Raw genomic sequence first — 14,295 nt, 5'->3', positions numbered from 1 at the left:
GCGTTGCCTTTAAATCCGGCACACTGCGCGTTGAGCGACGTTTGTTGCCCTTAAACGTGGCATTCAGTCGCCGCTCGTCGGGGTCTTTCCCTGTTTCGCAGTGCGATCCGGTCAACTGCGGCAAGAAGGCGGGGCTCTTTTTCGAACGCACGAAGCAAGGCAACTCTTGCGTACCCATCGAGGCCAGTGCTGAACATTGCCGCTTTGGCCAGTGGACGTGACTGAGCCGCGGCGATGGCGGCAAGGCAAAAGAGTCTCACGTCGGGTCTGGGACTTTGAAGGGCAAAGGCCGTATCGGCGCGAACGGACTTGAGCGCCTTGGCATAGGTGGCCGCCCGCATGGCGCGTCTAAGTTTGTTGGCGCAGTTGGACGTTACCGCACTTTCGAGCAGCCCTGCCCCGCTTCGAGCACGACGAACCAGCTGTTCGGATATTCGGCTGCGATCAGGCTTGATGAGGATCGAAAGGAGTCGGGTGCCGCAGATCTGGCAGTCGAATGCCCATAATTTCCGCCACTGTTTGAGCGCAATGCCACGCCGAGAGCAGTCGGGACATGACTGGAACGCAACCTGCGCCGTCATCAGGGCTTCGGTCTGGGTCATTGTCCCAAAGGTAAGGGATTGCACAGTTTCAGCGGCAACACGGGCCGCAATCGATATCTTTTCTGCTGTGGTCGCGGCCACCTCAACCTCAAAATCCAGCATGGCGACCTGTCGAGTATCGACTCCAATATGCGCCAGGAGCTCGTCGACCTCGCAGTGGTTGGCGACCGCCAGTCGCGTCAGCCATCCAGAAAGCAGTTCATCTGCGAGAGGCGTGACAGTTTTCGGCAACGGGCGCTGTTTCAAGCTCCGGCCTTCTCGAGCCGTCGCTGGGTTTTCGCATGGCGCGACCAAACGGGCGTCCATTTTGCGACTGCATCGTCGGTGATGCATTCTTGGCCCGTGACGATTGCGTCGATGGATAGGTCCTTGACCAAGGAAAATATCCGCGAGGTCACCCCGCCGGTCAGCGCCAATATCTGCTTGAGCGATTTAACCTTCAGATTGGACTTCTTCGCAAGCGGCATGGCCGCGATCAGGGTCTGGATCATGTCCGAGAACTCGGCATCGTCGCGCCAGTTTGGCAGGTGGTGTTCGTCCAGGCGTCGCGCGAGTTGGACATCGCCGCGAATAGCATCGACCGCTTCGCTGACGCCGAAGCAAACCAGCGACGCCTCCAATTCGTTGCTGAGATACCTCAGAACATTGAGGAACCGGCGTTGTTCGCGATGGGTTCCCGCGAGGAGGTTGTGAACTTCGTCGATCATGATCATCCGAAGCCCGAGGTCGCGAAGAAGGCCAACAACGCGGACCTCAAGCGAGGCGACACTTTGCGCCCGCAAGCTTAGCGCCGATGACGGAGCGCCGACGGCAGCGAGGATGTGCATATAGAACCGCCGCTCGTCTGGGGCTGGTGGTGCCTGCAAAAGAAGCAGCGGAGTGCGCGTGATACCTGATTCCGGATCGTATTCCGGCGCGTACCTGCGCGACAGGTTGCGGGCGATCATCGTCTTGCCGATGCCAGATGCCCCATGCACGAGAAGGCCCGGCATTCGAGTCTGCCGTGGCATCTCGATGAGGCCTTGCAGCCGGTCCAGCACTTGTTCGGCCCGCGGAAAGCCGATCCAGATGTCCGATTGAATGAGAGCGATACGACCGTCTTCTATTATTTCTGCCCTCAATTCACCAACGCTCCACTTTAAACATGGGGCGCGATTTATCACCCGTGTCGACCGGTCGCAGCCCCTCCGACGCCCGATCATCGGCGGCCGGACCCTTCATCGAAGAATTCCTTTCACGAAATCGGCGCTCTGCCTTGGTTAGCGCGCGGCTTTCACCCTCGATTTGGCGTTGCTGCCGGATCAATTCGGCGAGGATCAATTCATTCGCCCCCACCTTCCCCATGGCCCGTGCCTTTTGCATGGCCTCGCGGTATTCCCAGAGCGACACCGGCGGGATTTCCAGGTTGCGGTACCGGGCCTCGACACATCTGCCGCCGTCCAGTTCGACCCAGACGGCCGAGAGGTCGCGGGGATCGTAGCGGACGACCACCTTTCCGTCCCGACGACCGACATAGCCCGCGAGGGCGTCGGACCAGTAGCGCAGGTCGAAAAGATGGATGCCGTCACGACGCACCTGCCGCTGCTCACTTGGCAGGAAACTCACCCGAAACGCCTCCATGTCGAAGGGGATGTCGCCGGCCATTTCACCGGCGAGCGCTTCCCACTTGGCGGCAGGTGTGCAGCCAAGGCTCGAATGGATGCTGTTGTTGTAGCGACAGATTTCCAAGGCAAACCATCGATCGAATTCGCCCAAGGTCATCGCAGCCATGCCTTCGGCATCATAGCCGCCCTTGGCCGCGACCGACGACTGCGTTGTTCCCGGCAGGAGATGCACCGCGCCCATCATGGTCCCGATCAGCCGCTCGACATGCCCACCAAAGTGAGGGCTTCCCGGCGGTCGATAGACCAGATTGATCCCCCATTCGGCACAGGCCGATTGAAAGGCGCGTGACCGAAAATCGCGGCCATTATCGACGTGAATGCTGACCGGCTTGCCCTGCGCGGGCCACGAGACATTACACTCGAGGTCAGCCAGAAACTCTGCTTTGGGGGCGACGGCCCGCGTGAGGCACAAGGCCACCGAAAGGCGAGACGGCGCTTCAAAGCTGACGTGGTATCCCGTCACCATGCGCGTGGCGATGTCGATCGCCAAGGTCACCCAAGGTCGACCGATGGGTTTGCGCTCGAAACTGTCGACAAGGATGATGTCCGCTGGTGTGTGATCGATCTGCACAACGTCCAGCGGTCGTTCTGATCTGTTCCTTCCCGTCACCGGCGCAAACCTTTGGCGCGCTGCTTTTGCGCCCTCGCGCGCTTTCATGACTTCGCGGGTATCCATCGCATCAAGCCGCCGCTGAACGGTACGGCGCGTCGGCGGCTGAAGCCCCCGCTCACGGCAGGCGCTGCGGATTTCTGACACAACTCGCGCCAGGCTGGGGCGTTCTCGCCGAAGGTAGTATCGAGTAAGATGCTCTTCGATGATGCCTTCGACATCACCGGGCACCATGACCGACCCGTTGCGTCGCCCGCGTTTGCGGGGAACGAGAGCGCTTGTCCGGCCACCCTCTGCTGCAAGCCGTCGGATCCAGCGCCAGACTGTGGTCCTGCTGACGCCAAGCTCCCAGACTGCATCACGTATACCGCTTTCCAAGCTCCCGGTGCCATTGAGATACGCCTGTACAAGCGGTCGAAGGACCGATGCCCGGCGCAGCGCCTCAGCACCAGCATCGCCACAGTCTTCGTCATTACCTTCCATCGCTACCAACCGCCCAACCCCGTGAACCTTGTGTCAGATTTAACGGCAAGAATGTCGGATTTAAAGGCAAGATACCATGTTTAATGGCAAAGCCGCCGCATTGATTTTGTTGACTTTCGTATACCGCATTTAAGGGCTACGCGACACGTCTCGACCGAGGATCAGACCCCCCTGCCCCAGTCGCAGGCCCTGAAATCCGCGGGCTGCGTCGAGATCCACGAGGAGCAGGCCTCGGGCGGCAACCGCGCACGGCCCGTGTTGGCCCGCGTGCTCGAGCGGATCGGGAAGGGCGATACGCTGGTCGTGGTGCGCATCGACCGTCTGGCGCGGTCACTGTCGCACCTCCTCGAGGTGATTGAACGGCTAGAAGCCAGGGGCGCCTTCTTCCGCTCCCTCATGGACCCGATCGACACGTCCTCCCCGCAGGGCAAGTTCACCCTCCAGGTCCTGGGCGCCGCGGCCGAGTTCGAGCGGGCCCTGATCCGCGAACGGACCAAGGCCGGGCTGGCCAGCGCACGAACCAAAGGCCGGGTTGGCGGGAATCCGGGCCTGCGCGCCCGGGATCCGGCGGCACTGCGAAAGGTGCGGCTTGCGCGACAGGACGGCTATATGGAGCGGCTCAATGAAACCGCGCAGGACTGGGTTCCGCATGTGCGCCGCCTGCGGCCCGACATGGCTTGGGAGGACGTGCTGCGCATCGTCAACGGCCCCCTGCCCCGCGAGCGCCAATGGACGCAAAGCCGCCTTTTGCGCGCGGTCAACGCCTATGTGCGGGACGGCTTCCTACCGCCCACGGTACTGGACCGCGCCGGCCGCCGCGAAACCGACGACCGCCTGCCCGCCATCGTCGCCGCCATCAAGGGCGCGGATCCAACCATCACGCTTCAGGCGATCTGCAACCGACTGGAAGCGATGCGGGAGCGCACACCTCGCGGCCGGACAAGCTGGCAACCCTCCTCAGTGAAGATGCTCCTGGAGCGGGCTGAGAGGCTGGGGCTGCTTGAATGAAGTCGTGGGAATCGGTCGCGCGATTCTGAATATCCGCGTCACGTAGACGCCGACAATACATGTTGTGGCCACGACATCGCGGGCTACGAACTGTTGAAGTGCTCTGCGAACAAGGTTGCCCAAGACGCTGATACTTCACGGTTTTCTCTCGTCAGGAATCAGCCATCTCAACACCTCCAGTCCGCTCAACGGATTGGGCTGGATTTACGCGCCAAAACTGTTAAGGTCTACAAAACAATAAAGACTTGAGGGCAGTGATGAGCGGGATACGGGCCTCTCAAAGATTCGATGTCATGTCCAAGCGGCTCGGGAGCCGGTTGCGTGAACATGCGCAGGAGACGTTCCCACCGGATGCCCAGAAGGGTCTCCGTCGCTTCGCGATGCGGGAAGCCGCCGATCTGCTTCGGATCAACCAGAACACCTTCCGCCATCATGTGTCAAATCTCGAAGGCTTTCCGGAAGGCATCCTCGAGGGTGGCAACCGCCGCAGCTTCTCTGCCGAGGACATGGTCGAAGCCCAACGCGTCCTTCTTGAGACGGGTAGGATCAAGCCCGATGAACACCCTCACAGAAGAGCCGGCGAACCGTGCCAGGTCGTGACGATCTTCAACCTGAAGGGCGGGTCCGCAAAAACGTCGACCGTTGCTCATGTTGGCCAGCTTCTGGGCCTTCGCGGCTATCGGGTCCTGCTTATCGACCTCGACAGCCAGGCAAGTTTGACAAACCTGTTCGGGGTTACCCCCGAGCTCGATCCGGACATGCCGACCTCCTACGATCTGATCCGATCCGAGGGGCCCCTGCCCGCCTCAGATATCATTCGCAAAACGAACTTCCCGACAGTGGATCTGATCCCGGCCTCCATGGACATCATGGAGTACGAGTTCGAGGTCGCTTTGAGCTTCAGACACGGCGCCACCACCTTCCACAGTCGGATCCGTGAAGCGCTTGAGCCCGTCCTGAGCCGATATGATGTGGTGATCTTCGACACCCCGCCGCAGCTGAACTTCTCGGTGATCTCCGCCCTCTTTGCTTCCACTGGGGTCCTGATCCCGCTCAACGCGTCCATGCTTGATGTGATGTCTCTGGCAAGCTTTCTCGGCATGGCGAGCAACCTGATGGGCGTCGTCGAGGCGCATGCTCCCGAGCACGGCCTGAACTTCGTTCGGGTGCTGATCACCCGGTACGAGAACACCGACGGTCCACAGGTCCAGATCTCTTCTCTGCTTCGGACAGTCCTTGGCGATGCGGTCCTCCCGGCCGAGTTCCTGAAGTCGACGGCGGTAGGTGATGCCGCAAACACCCAGCAGAGCATCTTTGAGGTCGAACCTCGCGACGTGAACCGCAGAACATACGAGCGTGCGATCGAGTCCGTTTCACGCGTGACCGACGAAGTTGAGCGCGAAATCCTCAAGGCATGGGGGCGTAGTCATGGCGCGTAAGGTCTTTGGGGACTCACTCAAGAACGCGATGGGTAAAGCGTCAACGTCGGATGAGGATGCGGAGTTCGATCTGAAGCGCACGAGCCCAACTGTTGCTCGAGCGCAAGCATCGGTGTTGGAAGAAGACAAACACGCCACGCGCTTGATCGACCCGAGCACTGTGCGAATGTCCGCGGTCATGGATCGCATCGATCCGAGCGATGGCCTCGAGGAGCTCGTCGCGTCGATCCGTGAGCACGGGCAAAAGGTTCCGGTTCTTGTCCGCCGAACCCAAGACGGGGCACTTGAAATCGTCTATGGACGCCGCAGGCTTCTCGCCTGTCGTGAACTTGGTCAGAAAGTGCGCGCCACGGTCATGGAGATGACCGAAGAGGAAGCACTGATCGCCCAGGGCGTAGAGAACAATGCCCGCCAAGACCCCTCGTTTATCGAGAGGGCCCTGTTCGTCGCTGGGATCATTCGGGAACTTGGTAAAACTGACGAGACACGCAAGAACGCCCAGACCATCGCCTATCGGGCACTTCAGATCGACGAGTCGCTCGTCTCGCGGATGAACCGTATCGCCACCGGCATTCCGATGGAGCTGATCCATGCAATCGGACCTGCACATGGCGTTGGTCGGCGAGTCTGGGAGAAGCTTTTCAGGCTGTGCGAGAAGGACATCGCGAGAGCCAGAGAAGTTGCCCGTGAAATCCCCCGCAACTTGCCAGGCCCAGACCGACTTGACGCAGCGGTTACGCTGCTCACGGCCACCAAGGCAACTACACCCAAGGTTGAGCAAGGTGGGCGCGTGAAGATCGGCCGCAAAGGCAACCGCATCACCATCGATGTGGACGCTGACCTTGCCCCGCGCGTTGAAGACGCCATCCGGCAGCTGATCAGCGAACTTCTTGACCGCGGTCAAGATGGCCCAGAGTGACGACCCCGTGTCTTGACCGCGGTCAAGACATCAAGAGCAACGAGCAGAAAACGAAAGGAGGACCGGCTAGAAAAGGAAAGACCCCCCGAAAGCGGTGCTTCCGAAGGGCCTCAATCAGTCTCGACACCTGATTGATACCCCCAAAACGAATCGAGTTCAACACCGCTCGCGGTGACCGGGGAAGCTTTTTCTTCCGAAACACCATGAGACATGTAATCCAAACACGAACCGCCTTGGCGGAACCGAGAGCTATTGCCTGCCCTACTATCTACGAACTTCTGGGACCGGTACGCGCCCTGCGGAAAGAACTTGGCCTGACGAGCAACGACATCACGGTCTTGACGGCCCTGATCAGCTTTCTTCCACGCGATCGACAAACCACAAATGGTGAGACCCCACCCAAACTTACCGTTGTGTTCCCCTCCAACGCCTCCTTGTCTAAGCGCGCAAACGGCGTCGATGAGAGGACCTTACGTCGCTGCTTGGGCCGTCTTGACGCAGCCGGCCTCATCGACCGGAAGAACTCGGCAAACGGCAAACGCTTCCCCCTGCGGTATGGCGGCATTATCCGCGACGCGTTCGGGATCGACCTGAACCCACTGATACAGAACCACGACACGCTGGCGGCTGAAGCGTTAAAGGTTGCGGAGAAGCGTGAACGCCTTCGCTCCCTCAGGGCAGAAGCACTAGCACTGCGCGCATCCCTCCTTCAGGACCAGCACCTCGACGAAGCGCGGTTGTCCTCACTCGGAGCGATCAGGAACATCCTTCGACGAGCAACCCTCACGGTTGATGCAGTCTTGCAGATCATCGCTGATCTCCGAGAACTCGGAGCCAACGCCGCGCAGAGCTACGGAGAGTGCGAGAGTTCAAGCGCGGCCCTGGACGAAATCCAATCACGCGACCAAGCCCTCACCCATGATTGCGCGCGCGAAATGTCCGCCAGAAACGGACAAAATGACCGGCAGATAGAGTCCATAAAAAAAGAACTTCTTAAGAAAGACGCGCAGGCAAAGCAGACCAGCGCTGACCAAAACATTGGAGGGCCTTCCATGAACCGAGACCCTACAAAAATGTCATGGACAGATTTCACACATGTCTCTGACTTCTTTCCAGACCCACCTCGAACAGGAGAAGCCCTCAACCGCGTTCTCTTCGATATCGGGCGATTGCTTAGAATACGCCAAGAAAAGCTGATGCGTGGCCTCCAGAAAACCGGCGCTGGACGGCTTCTAGTGATCTTAGATTACCTGTTGGGAAAAGGAGAAACGATCAGGCAGCCCGAGGCATACTTTGAAACGATCCTGAGCGCATAGAACATGCAGCTTTGACTTCTTGACCGCGGTCAAGAACGCCGAAGAGAGAGAAAGGCTCGGGGTTTGAGGGGTGACGGGAAGTGAGATCGGGAGAGTGGCTTCCGGCGCCCGTCGTGGAGAAGATCTGATGGCGAAAGCAGCCCAGAAAGTCAGCCTGTCCCCATCGCGGGACATCCCCTTCGACAAGCTCGTGCTGAGCCAGTCCAACGTACGGCGCATCAAGGCTGGCGTCTCGGTCGAGGAACTTGCAGAAGACATCGCCCGGCGCGGCCTGCTGCAGGGCTTGAACGTTCGGCCCGTGCTCGATACCGAAGGGGTCCAGACCGGCATGTTCGAGATCCCGGCCGGTGGTCGGCGCTTCCAGGCGCTGTCGCTGCTGGTGAAGCAGAAGCGGCTGGCGAAGGCCGCGCCGATCCCCTGCATCGTGCGGGATGCCGCGTCTCATATCCTGGCAGAGGACGACTCGCTGGCGGAGAACATGCAGCGCGTGGCACTGCATCCGCTCGACCAGTTCAGGGCGTTTCAAGCCCTGCGCGAGAAAGGTCAGGGCGAGGAGGCGATCGCCGCCGCCTTCTTCGTCACCCCGCAGATCGTGAAACAGCGCCTGAAGCTCGCCTCCGTGGCCCCTGCCCTGCTCGAGGTCTATGCCGAGGATGGGATGACGCTGGAACAGCTGATGGCCTTCACGGTGAACCCGGACCACGCGCGTCAGGTTCAGGTCTGGGAGGCTGTGAAGAACTCCTGGAACAAGGAGCCCTACGCCATCCGGCGCATGCTGACGGAAACTTCGGTCCGGGCGTCGGATCGCCGCACTGTCTTCGTGGGTGTCGATGCCTATGAGGCGGCGGGCGGTGTGGTACTGCGTGATCTCTTCCAGGGCGATGACGGAGGCTGGCTCGAGGACCCCGCCCTGCTCGACCGGCTGGTCTCCGAGAAGCTCCAGGCGGAAGCCGGGGCGCTGACCTCAGAGGGCTGGAAGTGGATCGAGGTGGCGACCGACCTGCCCTACGGCTACAGCCACGGTCTCCGGCGTCTGGCCGGTGATCCTGCACCGATGACCGACGAGGACAGCGCTTCTCACGCGGCGCTGCTCGCCGAGTATCGTGCGCTGGAAGAGGAATATTCCGGCAAGGACGAATACCCCGAGGAGATCGACGCTCGGCTCGGGCAGCTCGAGATGGCAATGGAGGCGCTTGAGCAGCGGCCATTGGTCTACGACCCGGTCGAGGTCGGGCGCGCTGGCGTCTTCGTGACGCTGGATCGGGACGGCAGCCTCGCGGTCTACCGTGGCTATGTCCGGCCCGAGGATGAGCCGCGCGAAGCGACCGCGGTCCAGGCTGACGATACCGCGGGCGTTATGGGGCAGGGGGGTGAAGTCGATGTTTCCAGCTGGAACCCGCCCGCGACCTCCCCCGGAGGCACCGTCATCACCTCGGGCGGCCAGCCGATCGGCGTTGAACCCTCCGACGAGGAAGATGACGGCGCGCTGAAGCCGTTGCCCGAGCGGCTGGTCATGGAACTGACTGCCCACCGGACCCTCGCGCTGCGCGAGGCCATCGGGCGCTCGGCGGACGTCGCACTGACGCTCCTGCTCCTGAAACTGGTGACGGATACGTTCCGCACTTCGTCTGCCTCAGGCAGCTGCCTCGAGGCCTCGGTGCGTCATGTCTACATGTCCGCGCAGGCGCCCGATCTGAAGGACAGCGTCGTCGCCAAGCTGGTCGATGAGCGTCACGCCGCCTGGGAGGCTGATCTACCCCTCGGAGACGATGCGGCGCTCTGGGAGTATCTGACGGTCCTCGACCAGGGCAGCCGTCTGGCTCTGCTGGCGCATTGCCTCAGCTTCGGGATCAACGCGCTCCATGAAAAGGTGAACCCCTATGGCGCGGGCATCTCCGCTAGCGGTCTGACCCGCCGCATGGCCCATGCCGATCTGGTAGCCCGTGCGGTCGATCTTGACATGGTCGAAGCGGGCTGGGAGCCGACGGTCGATGGCTATCTCAACCGTGTGCCGAAGGCCCGGATCCTCGAGGCCGTGCGCGAGGCGAAGGGGCAGGGGACCGCGCAACTCCTCGACCATCTGAAGAAGGGCGAGATGGCCACCGAAGCCGAGCGGCTCCTCAAGGGCAGCGGCTGGCTGCCCGAGGTCCTTCGTCGGGCCGATCTGGCGGCAGGCGACGGCGAGCCGATCACCGAAGGGCAGGGGGAGGACGTGGGCGAACCCGAAGATGTCTATCTCCCGGCTTTCCTGACGGCCGATCTGCCGGAGACCGCTGCGTCGATGATGGCTGCGGAGTGATCTGAGCCATCCGGGGCGGGGAAGCCCGCCCTTTACTTCCATAAAATACAGCAATATCAATATGATGAATGCGAAATCTCGCATTCAGGATGAGGAATCATGTCTGCAACGACCATCATCGACTCAGCCCCCCTCGGGGCGCTTATCCGCTACACCGACGGCAGTCCCAAGCCGCCGGCACGTTTCACCAAGAAGCTCGCCGCTTGGGAGCGTTCGAACGGTGTCGGTCGTCTCGTGAAGAAAGAACCCCCTCGGGTCTATCCGACCTGGACCGCTCCGGCCTCCTTCACGCTGCATGAGGGCAACTTCTCCTCGGACGGGGTGATCCTCGTCACCATCATGCGTAGTCATTCAGCAGACAGCCGTCTGATCTTCGAGGTGGCCGAGGGACCGAAGCCGGGGCAGGTCCGCGTGCTTCTCGACTTCGGTGGCAACACCGAGCTGCTGCATCTTGCAGAGTCCGTCACAGCGGCGGAGCTCTGGATCGTACGGGAGGGCTATCGCAACGCACGGTTTGAGATCGTCGGCGCCGAGGACGGCGATAGGGCAGGGGGCGCGGACCTGGCCGCCTGAGCCCTGCAAAGACGTGAGGGGACTGCTCATTGGCGGGCCTCTCACCGACCACATGAACCTCGCCCCGCGATGCCGCGGGGCACCAAAGGATCCATCCTCCAAGACGGAGGCCTTCAACCAAGAGCCTACCCGGGAGGCTGGTGGCGTTCCGAGCATCAGCGGGACAACCGGCTCCTGACGTTGGGGCACCATCCCCCGCTCGCCATTCCCTTCCTTGCCCCGAATCCCGTCCTCGAGATCAACCCGCGCGGGGTCGGACTACGGGCAAGCCCGTGCCGCCGGGTGGATTCGGACGAGCCGAACGCACCCGGTGATGTCAGCCAGTCTTCGGGCCTGCGGGGTCCTGTCGCGCGGGGGATGGTCCCCCGCCTCCCAGACAGGAGCCAAACAGATGTCCCGCAAAGATGCACACGCCTTCGCAGCCTCCCTCGCCGCCACGCTCATGGTTTCGATCGTCGTCTTCCAGGCAGGGGATGGAACCTTTGGCGCTGTCCCCGCCGATGAAATCGACGGCGACGAGGTTCAAGTGATCGCCGAGGTCGACCCGTGGGCATGATGCCCACGGTTTCTCCCGAGGCTCGGCATCGGGGCAGGGTCCCCGATCCGGGCCTTGCGCCGGTCAACCGTCCCAGTCGAGCGCTCGGAAGTGCCGCCAAGTGGCCGGCGGCGTTTCTCTGGAAGTCGCTTGATCATCGAAAGCGTTCGTCGGAAGCTGAACAAGACGGCGCGGGGTCCGATGAATGCTCTATAAATCTTTGATTTCATTATACGGATCGTCGCTCGCTGGGAAGTCGGCTCCCAAAGACGACTTGATCTGGCACTTCGCACCGTCCGACGACCTGCGGCAGTTCCGAGTTTACGCGCTTGATGCGCTGCAGCAGGCCAAGGTGTTTCTGCTCGATCACCTGGCAGCCGCCTACACTGACACGCTTCACGATGCTGTCTCCAAGCAGGCAGAGGAAGTTGGCGTGCCTGCCATGGCGATCCTCGGTGAGGTGAAGCTTCCCGCTCCCATCGTTTGGGTAGAGTTCGACGATCGCGAGCTGGGCGTTGCACGATTTGAGCGTGCTTCACCTGTGACCAGGCACGATGACAAGCCTTCGGGAACGGGACTGCGCGGCTACCTCCTTGATGACCGCCACGAGGGCCATTTGCGCATTACAATGTTCCACCACCGCGAGAATTCGCGCGTCGTCGATCCGATCTGTGCACTGCTTGTCAACCGGACACCGACAGGACAATTGAACTATGACGACGTTGAAGTTGAACTCAGTCGGTCCGTTGTCGATTTCCGCTTGCGGAGCGGCGATACGATGGAAATGATCCAAGGTCGCCGCACGGTGCACCAGGTTGAAACAGGGTATGACCTGTTCATTCCCTACGCTCTGTTTGCAATGTTGGTCTCACCTGATCTTGGTGGGATTATCCCGACGGAAACTGAAACCTTCACCGCCAAGGACACGAAGACTGCCCGCAAGTTTGGCAAGTCGTGGATCCTTGGCGCCCAGAAATCTCATCTGACGATCCGGATCGGCCCGCAGGCTGCTGCGCATTTGGCGGAGAGAACCGCTCGCCTTGAATTCGAGCGGCAGACAGTTGAGGAGCGGAACGGCCCTGTCCGTCATTGGGTGTCCGAGCATGAGCGGCACTACCGAAGCGGCAAAGTCGTTCTGGTTAAGGGGCATCATCGGGGCCAAGCACCTGACCCCAATCTGCCGACACGGGTGATGGGGCCGAAGCCGGATGCGGCCAGTTTTGAGTTTCCCGCCACCGAGGCGCCAAACTAAGATTGACCCGGCATTTTCTGGCTTCGAACTAAGACCGCGAGCTCGCTCGGGTCTCTGCCCGCATCGATATGATCCGCGAACCATTGCGGTTTCCGGCCACGGCCAGACCAGGTGAGAGCCGCATTCTCAGGGTGACGGTACTTCGCCCCGGCTGGCGCACGGGTTGTTTTCACCTCAACACCGATCAGGTCGGCGAGGGAGTAGCCCATCTCCTTGGCGATGGCTTCCAGCTTGGTGCGGGCTTCGGCCTTGTGACGGTCCTCGTACGAGGAAATCGCCTTGGCGAGGTCCTTCTGCAGTTGCTGCAGTTCCTTGAGCGACATCGCCTCGAGATTGAAATCAGCCATCGGGCCCTCGTGTCCTGTATGAGGCGTCCGGGATAGCCGTCAGGTCGAAACATCGCAACTCCCACGGAAGTCTGCGTGATAGGGCAGGGGGATGAGGTTGGCTTGAGCCGCCGGGTCGATGCTCTCGAAGATGCTTCAAGCCCGTTGCCTTGGCCAGGAAGGCCGAGTTCTGCGAGAGCCCCGGGTCGCCCCTATCCTTGGTGCCATCCCTTCGACTGACAATCCCCTAAGCCTGTTCGGCCTCTGGCGCGCAACCCCGCGTCAGTCCGGGCCGTGTTGCCCCTTCAGGGCTGCCCGCGCCACCCCGGCCCTCTGGAGGTTTCCGGTCGTCGTTCCGTCTCCCGTGCACGCCTCAGCCGACAGGCTTTTTCCGGGTCTTGTCGAAGGGACGGTCCCAGGGACAGGAAACACAGGAGCTTACCATGCAGAACATCGTCATCCTCGCCGGCAACATCGGTCAGAAGCCTGAAGTGCGCTCGACCCAAAGCGGCACGAAGATCACCAACTTCAGCCTCGCCACCTCGCGCCCCCGCCTCTCGGAAGGTCGCGTGCTGCGCGACGAGAGCGGATACCGGGTCATGGACACCGAATGGCACCGCATCACCTGCTTCAACGGTCTCGGCAAGACCGTCGCAGAGCACTGCGAAAAGGGCATGAAGGTCCTCGTCCACGGGCGTATCCACTACACGAAGTGGACCGACGCAACCGGCACCGACCGCTACGGCTGCGAGATCATCGCCGAGAAGGTCGACTTCCTGAGCCGCCCGAAGTCGGCCGAGGGTGAAAGCCCCGATCTGGTCGACCGCGACGACGAGATCCCGTTCTGAGGAACGGGGTCTCCCCCTCGGGCCCGGCGGGGAAGCCCGTCGGGTTCGGGCGATTTCCGCCCAAAGAGGACGATCTGTTTTGCAGAATACTGCTTCGCGGCATTCTCGAAAGCCGCCCTTCAACGGTTGCCGGAGCAGAACAAGGCTAGCCAACCTTGATCCCGAAACGCTTCGCGGGCATTAGTCGGACGGCGGCAAGGCTGCTGGGCGATGTCCGTGATTACTTCGTTTGAGCTTGGATCGCGCCGACTGACGACAAGTCATTTAGAGGTGGAGAATGGGAGGCGACCTTACTAGGCTCCAGACCCATTGATTTCGGGCGGTTCGCGTGATTCAGGCCTCGCAAGGAGACCTGACCGATGAGCAACCTCTACTGGCTGTCCGAGGCGCAAATGGAGCGCCTGAAGCCATTCTTTCCGAA

At 61.3% G+C, this 14,295-nt stretch carries 13 protein-coding genes; 9 read left to right on the top strand and 4 right to left on the bottom strand.

Translation table 11 applies throughout. The features are described from left to right. Positions 1-50: 50 nt before the first annotated feature. Genes I7S92_RS20380 through I7S92_RS20370 form a run of 3 tightly spaced genes read right to left on the bottom strand, consistent with a single transcriptional unit; the run spans position 51 to position 3,110 of the window. Positions 51-848, bottom strand: coding sequence for a TniQ family protein (locus I7S92_RS20380; protein WP_197647355.1), 798 nt, complete (start codon positions 846-848; stop codon positions 51-53). Next, the gene (locus tag I7S92_RS20375; protein ID WP_298498590.1) at positions 845-1,765 is read right to left on the bottom strand and encodes a TniB family NTP-binding protein; all 921 of its coding nucleotides are present in this window, start codon (positions 1,763-1,765) and stop codon (positions 845-847) included. Before I7S92_RS20375 ends, I7S92_RS20380 begins: the two co-directional genes overlap by 4 nt. After that, positions 1,725-3,110, bottom strand: coding sequence for a TnsB C-terminal domain-containing protein (locus I7S92_RS20370; RefSeq protein ID WP_242070313.1), 1,386 nt, complete (start codon positions 3,108-3,110; stop codon positions 1,725-1,727). The genes I7S92_RS20375 and I7S92_RS20370 overlap by 41 nt, the downstream gene beginning before the upstream one ends. A gap of 369 nt (positions 3,111-3,479) precedes the next feature. Between I7S92_RS20370 and I7S92_RS20365 the strand changes: the two genes are divergently transcribed. From I7S92_RS20365 to I7S92_RS20330, 8 genes are all read left to right on the top strand, one after another. Then, on the top strand, positions 3,480-4,367 hold the full coding sequence (locus I7S92_RS20365; protein WP_197647380.1) for a recombinase family protein: 888 nt from the start codon (positions 3,480-3,482) through the stop codon (positions 4,365-4,367). 293 nt (positions 4,368-4,660) lie between these two features. Next, the gene (gene repA / locus I7S92_RS20360; protein ID WP_164517418.1) at positions 4,661-5,806 is read left to right on the top strand and encodes a plasmid partitioning protein RepA; all 1,146 of its coding nucleotides are present in this window, start codon (positions 4,661-4,663) and stop codon (positions 5,804-5,806) included. Next, positions 5,796-6,725 (top strand): ParB/RepB/Spo0J family partition protein, encoded by a 930-nt coding sequence (locus tag I7S92_RS20355; RefSeq protein WP_197647353.1) that lies wholly within the window; start codon positions 5,796-5,798, stop codon positions 6,723-6,725. The genes repA and I7S92_RS20355 overlap by 11 nt, the downstream gene beginning before the upstream one ends. A gap of 203 nt (positions 6,726-6,928) precedes the next feature. Beyond that, complete coding sequence (locus I7S92_RS20350) at positions 6,929-8,041, top strand: helix-turn-helix domain-containing protein (RefSeq protein ID WP_197647352.1); 1,113 nt, start codon at positions 6,929-6,931, stop codon at positions 8,039-8,041. A 127-nt stretch (positions 8,042-8,168) separates the two neighbouring features. Next, positions 8,169-10,340: a ParB/RepB/Spo0J family partition protein gene (locus tag I7S92_RS20345; protein ID WP_197647351.1), complete on the top strand. Its 2,172-nt coding sequence runs from the start codon at positions 8,169-8,171 to the stop codon at positions 10,338-10,340. 99 nt (positions 10,341-10,439) lie between these two features. Next, complete coding sequence (locus I7S92_RS20340; RefSeq protein WP_197647350.1) at positions 10,440-10,913, top strand: UCP036055 family protein; 474 nt, start codon at positions 10,440-10,442, stop codon at positions 10,911-10,913. A 391-nt stretch (positions 10,914-11,304) separates the two neighbouring features. Next, entirely contained in the window at positions 11,305-11,469 is a 165-nt protein-coding gene (locus tag I7S92_RS20335) for a hypothetical protein (protein ID WP_167384016.1), read from the top strand. 184 nt (positions 11,470-11,653) lie between these two features. Beyond that, positions 11,654-12,700 (top strand): hypothetical protein, encoded by a 1,047-nt coding sequence (locus I7S92_RS20330; RefSeq protein ID WP_197647349.1) that lies wholly within the window; start codon positions 11,654-11,656, stop codon positions 12,698-12,700. Here the strand turns inward: I7S92_RS20330 and I7S92_RS20325 are convergent. Further along, the gene (locus I7S92_RS20325; protein WP_197647348.1) at positions 12,697-13,047 is read right to left on the bottom strand and encodes an H-NS histone family protein; all 351 of its coding nucleotides are present in this window, start codon (positions 13,045-13,047) and stop codon (positions 12,697-12,699) included. The genes I7S92_RS20330 and I7S92_RS20325 overlap by 4 nt on opposite strands. A 422-nt stretch (positions 13,048-13,469) precedes the next feature. Here I7S92_RS20325 and I7S92_RS20320 point away from each other — a divergent pair, with 422 nt between their 5' ends. Then, on the top strand, positions 13,470-13,874 hold the full coding sequence (locus tag I7S92_RS20320) for a single-stranded DNA-binding protein (RefSeq protein WP_197647347.1): 405 nt from the start codon (positions 13,470-13,472) through the stop codon (positions 13,872-13,874). The last annotated feature ends 421 nt before the right edge of the window (positions 13,875-14,295 follow it).

Origin of the sequence: Tabrizicola soli, from assembly GCF_015999335.1 — a bacterium.
In the GTDB taxonomy this organism is placed as follows: Bacteria; Pseudomonadota; Alphaproteobacteria; order Rhodobacterales; family Rhodobacteraceae; genus Tabrizicola; species Tabrizicola soli.
The sequence above is the reverse complement of the archived record's forward strand: the minus strand, read 5'-3'. Positions and strand labels throughout refer to the sequence as shown.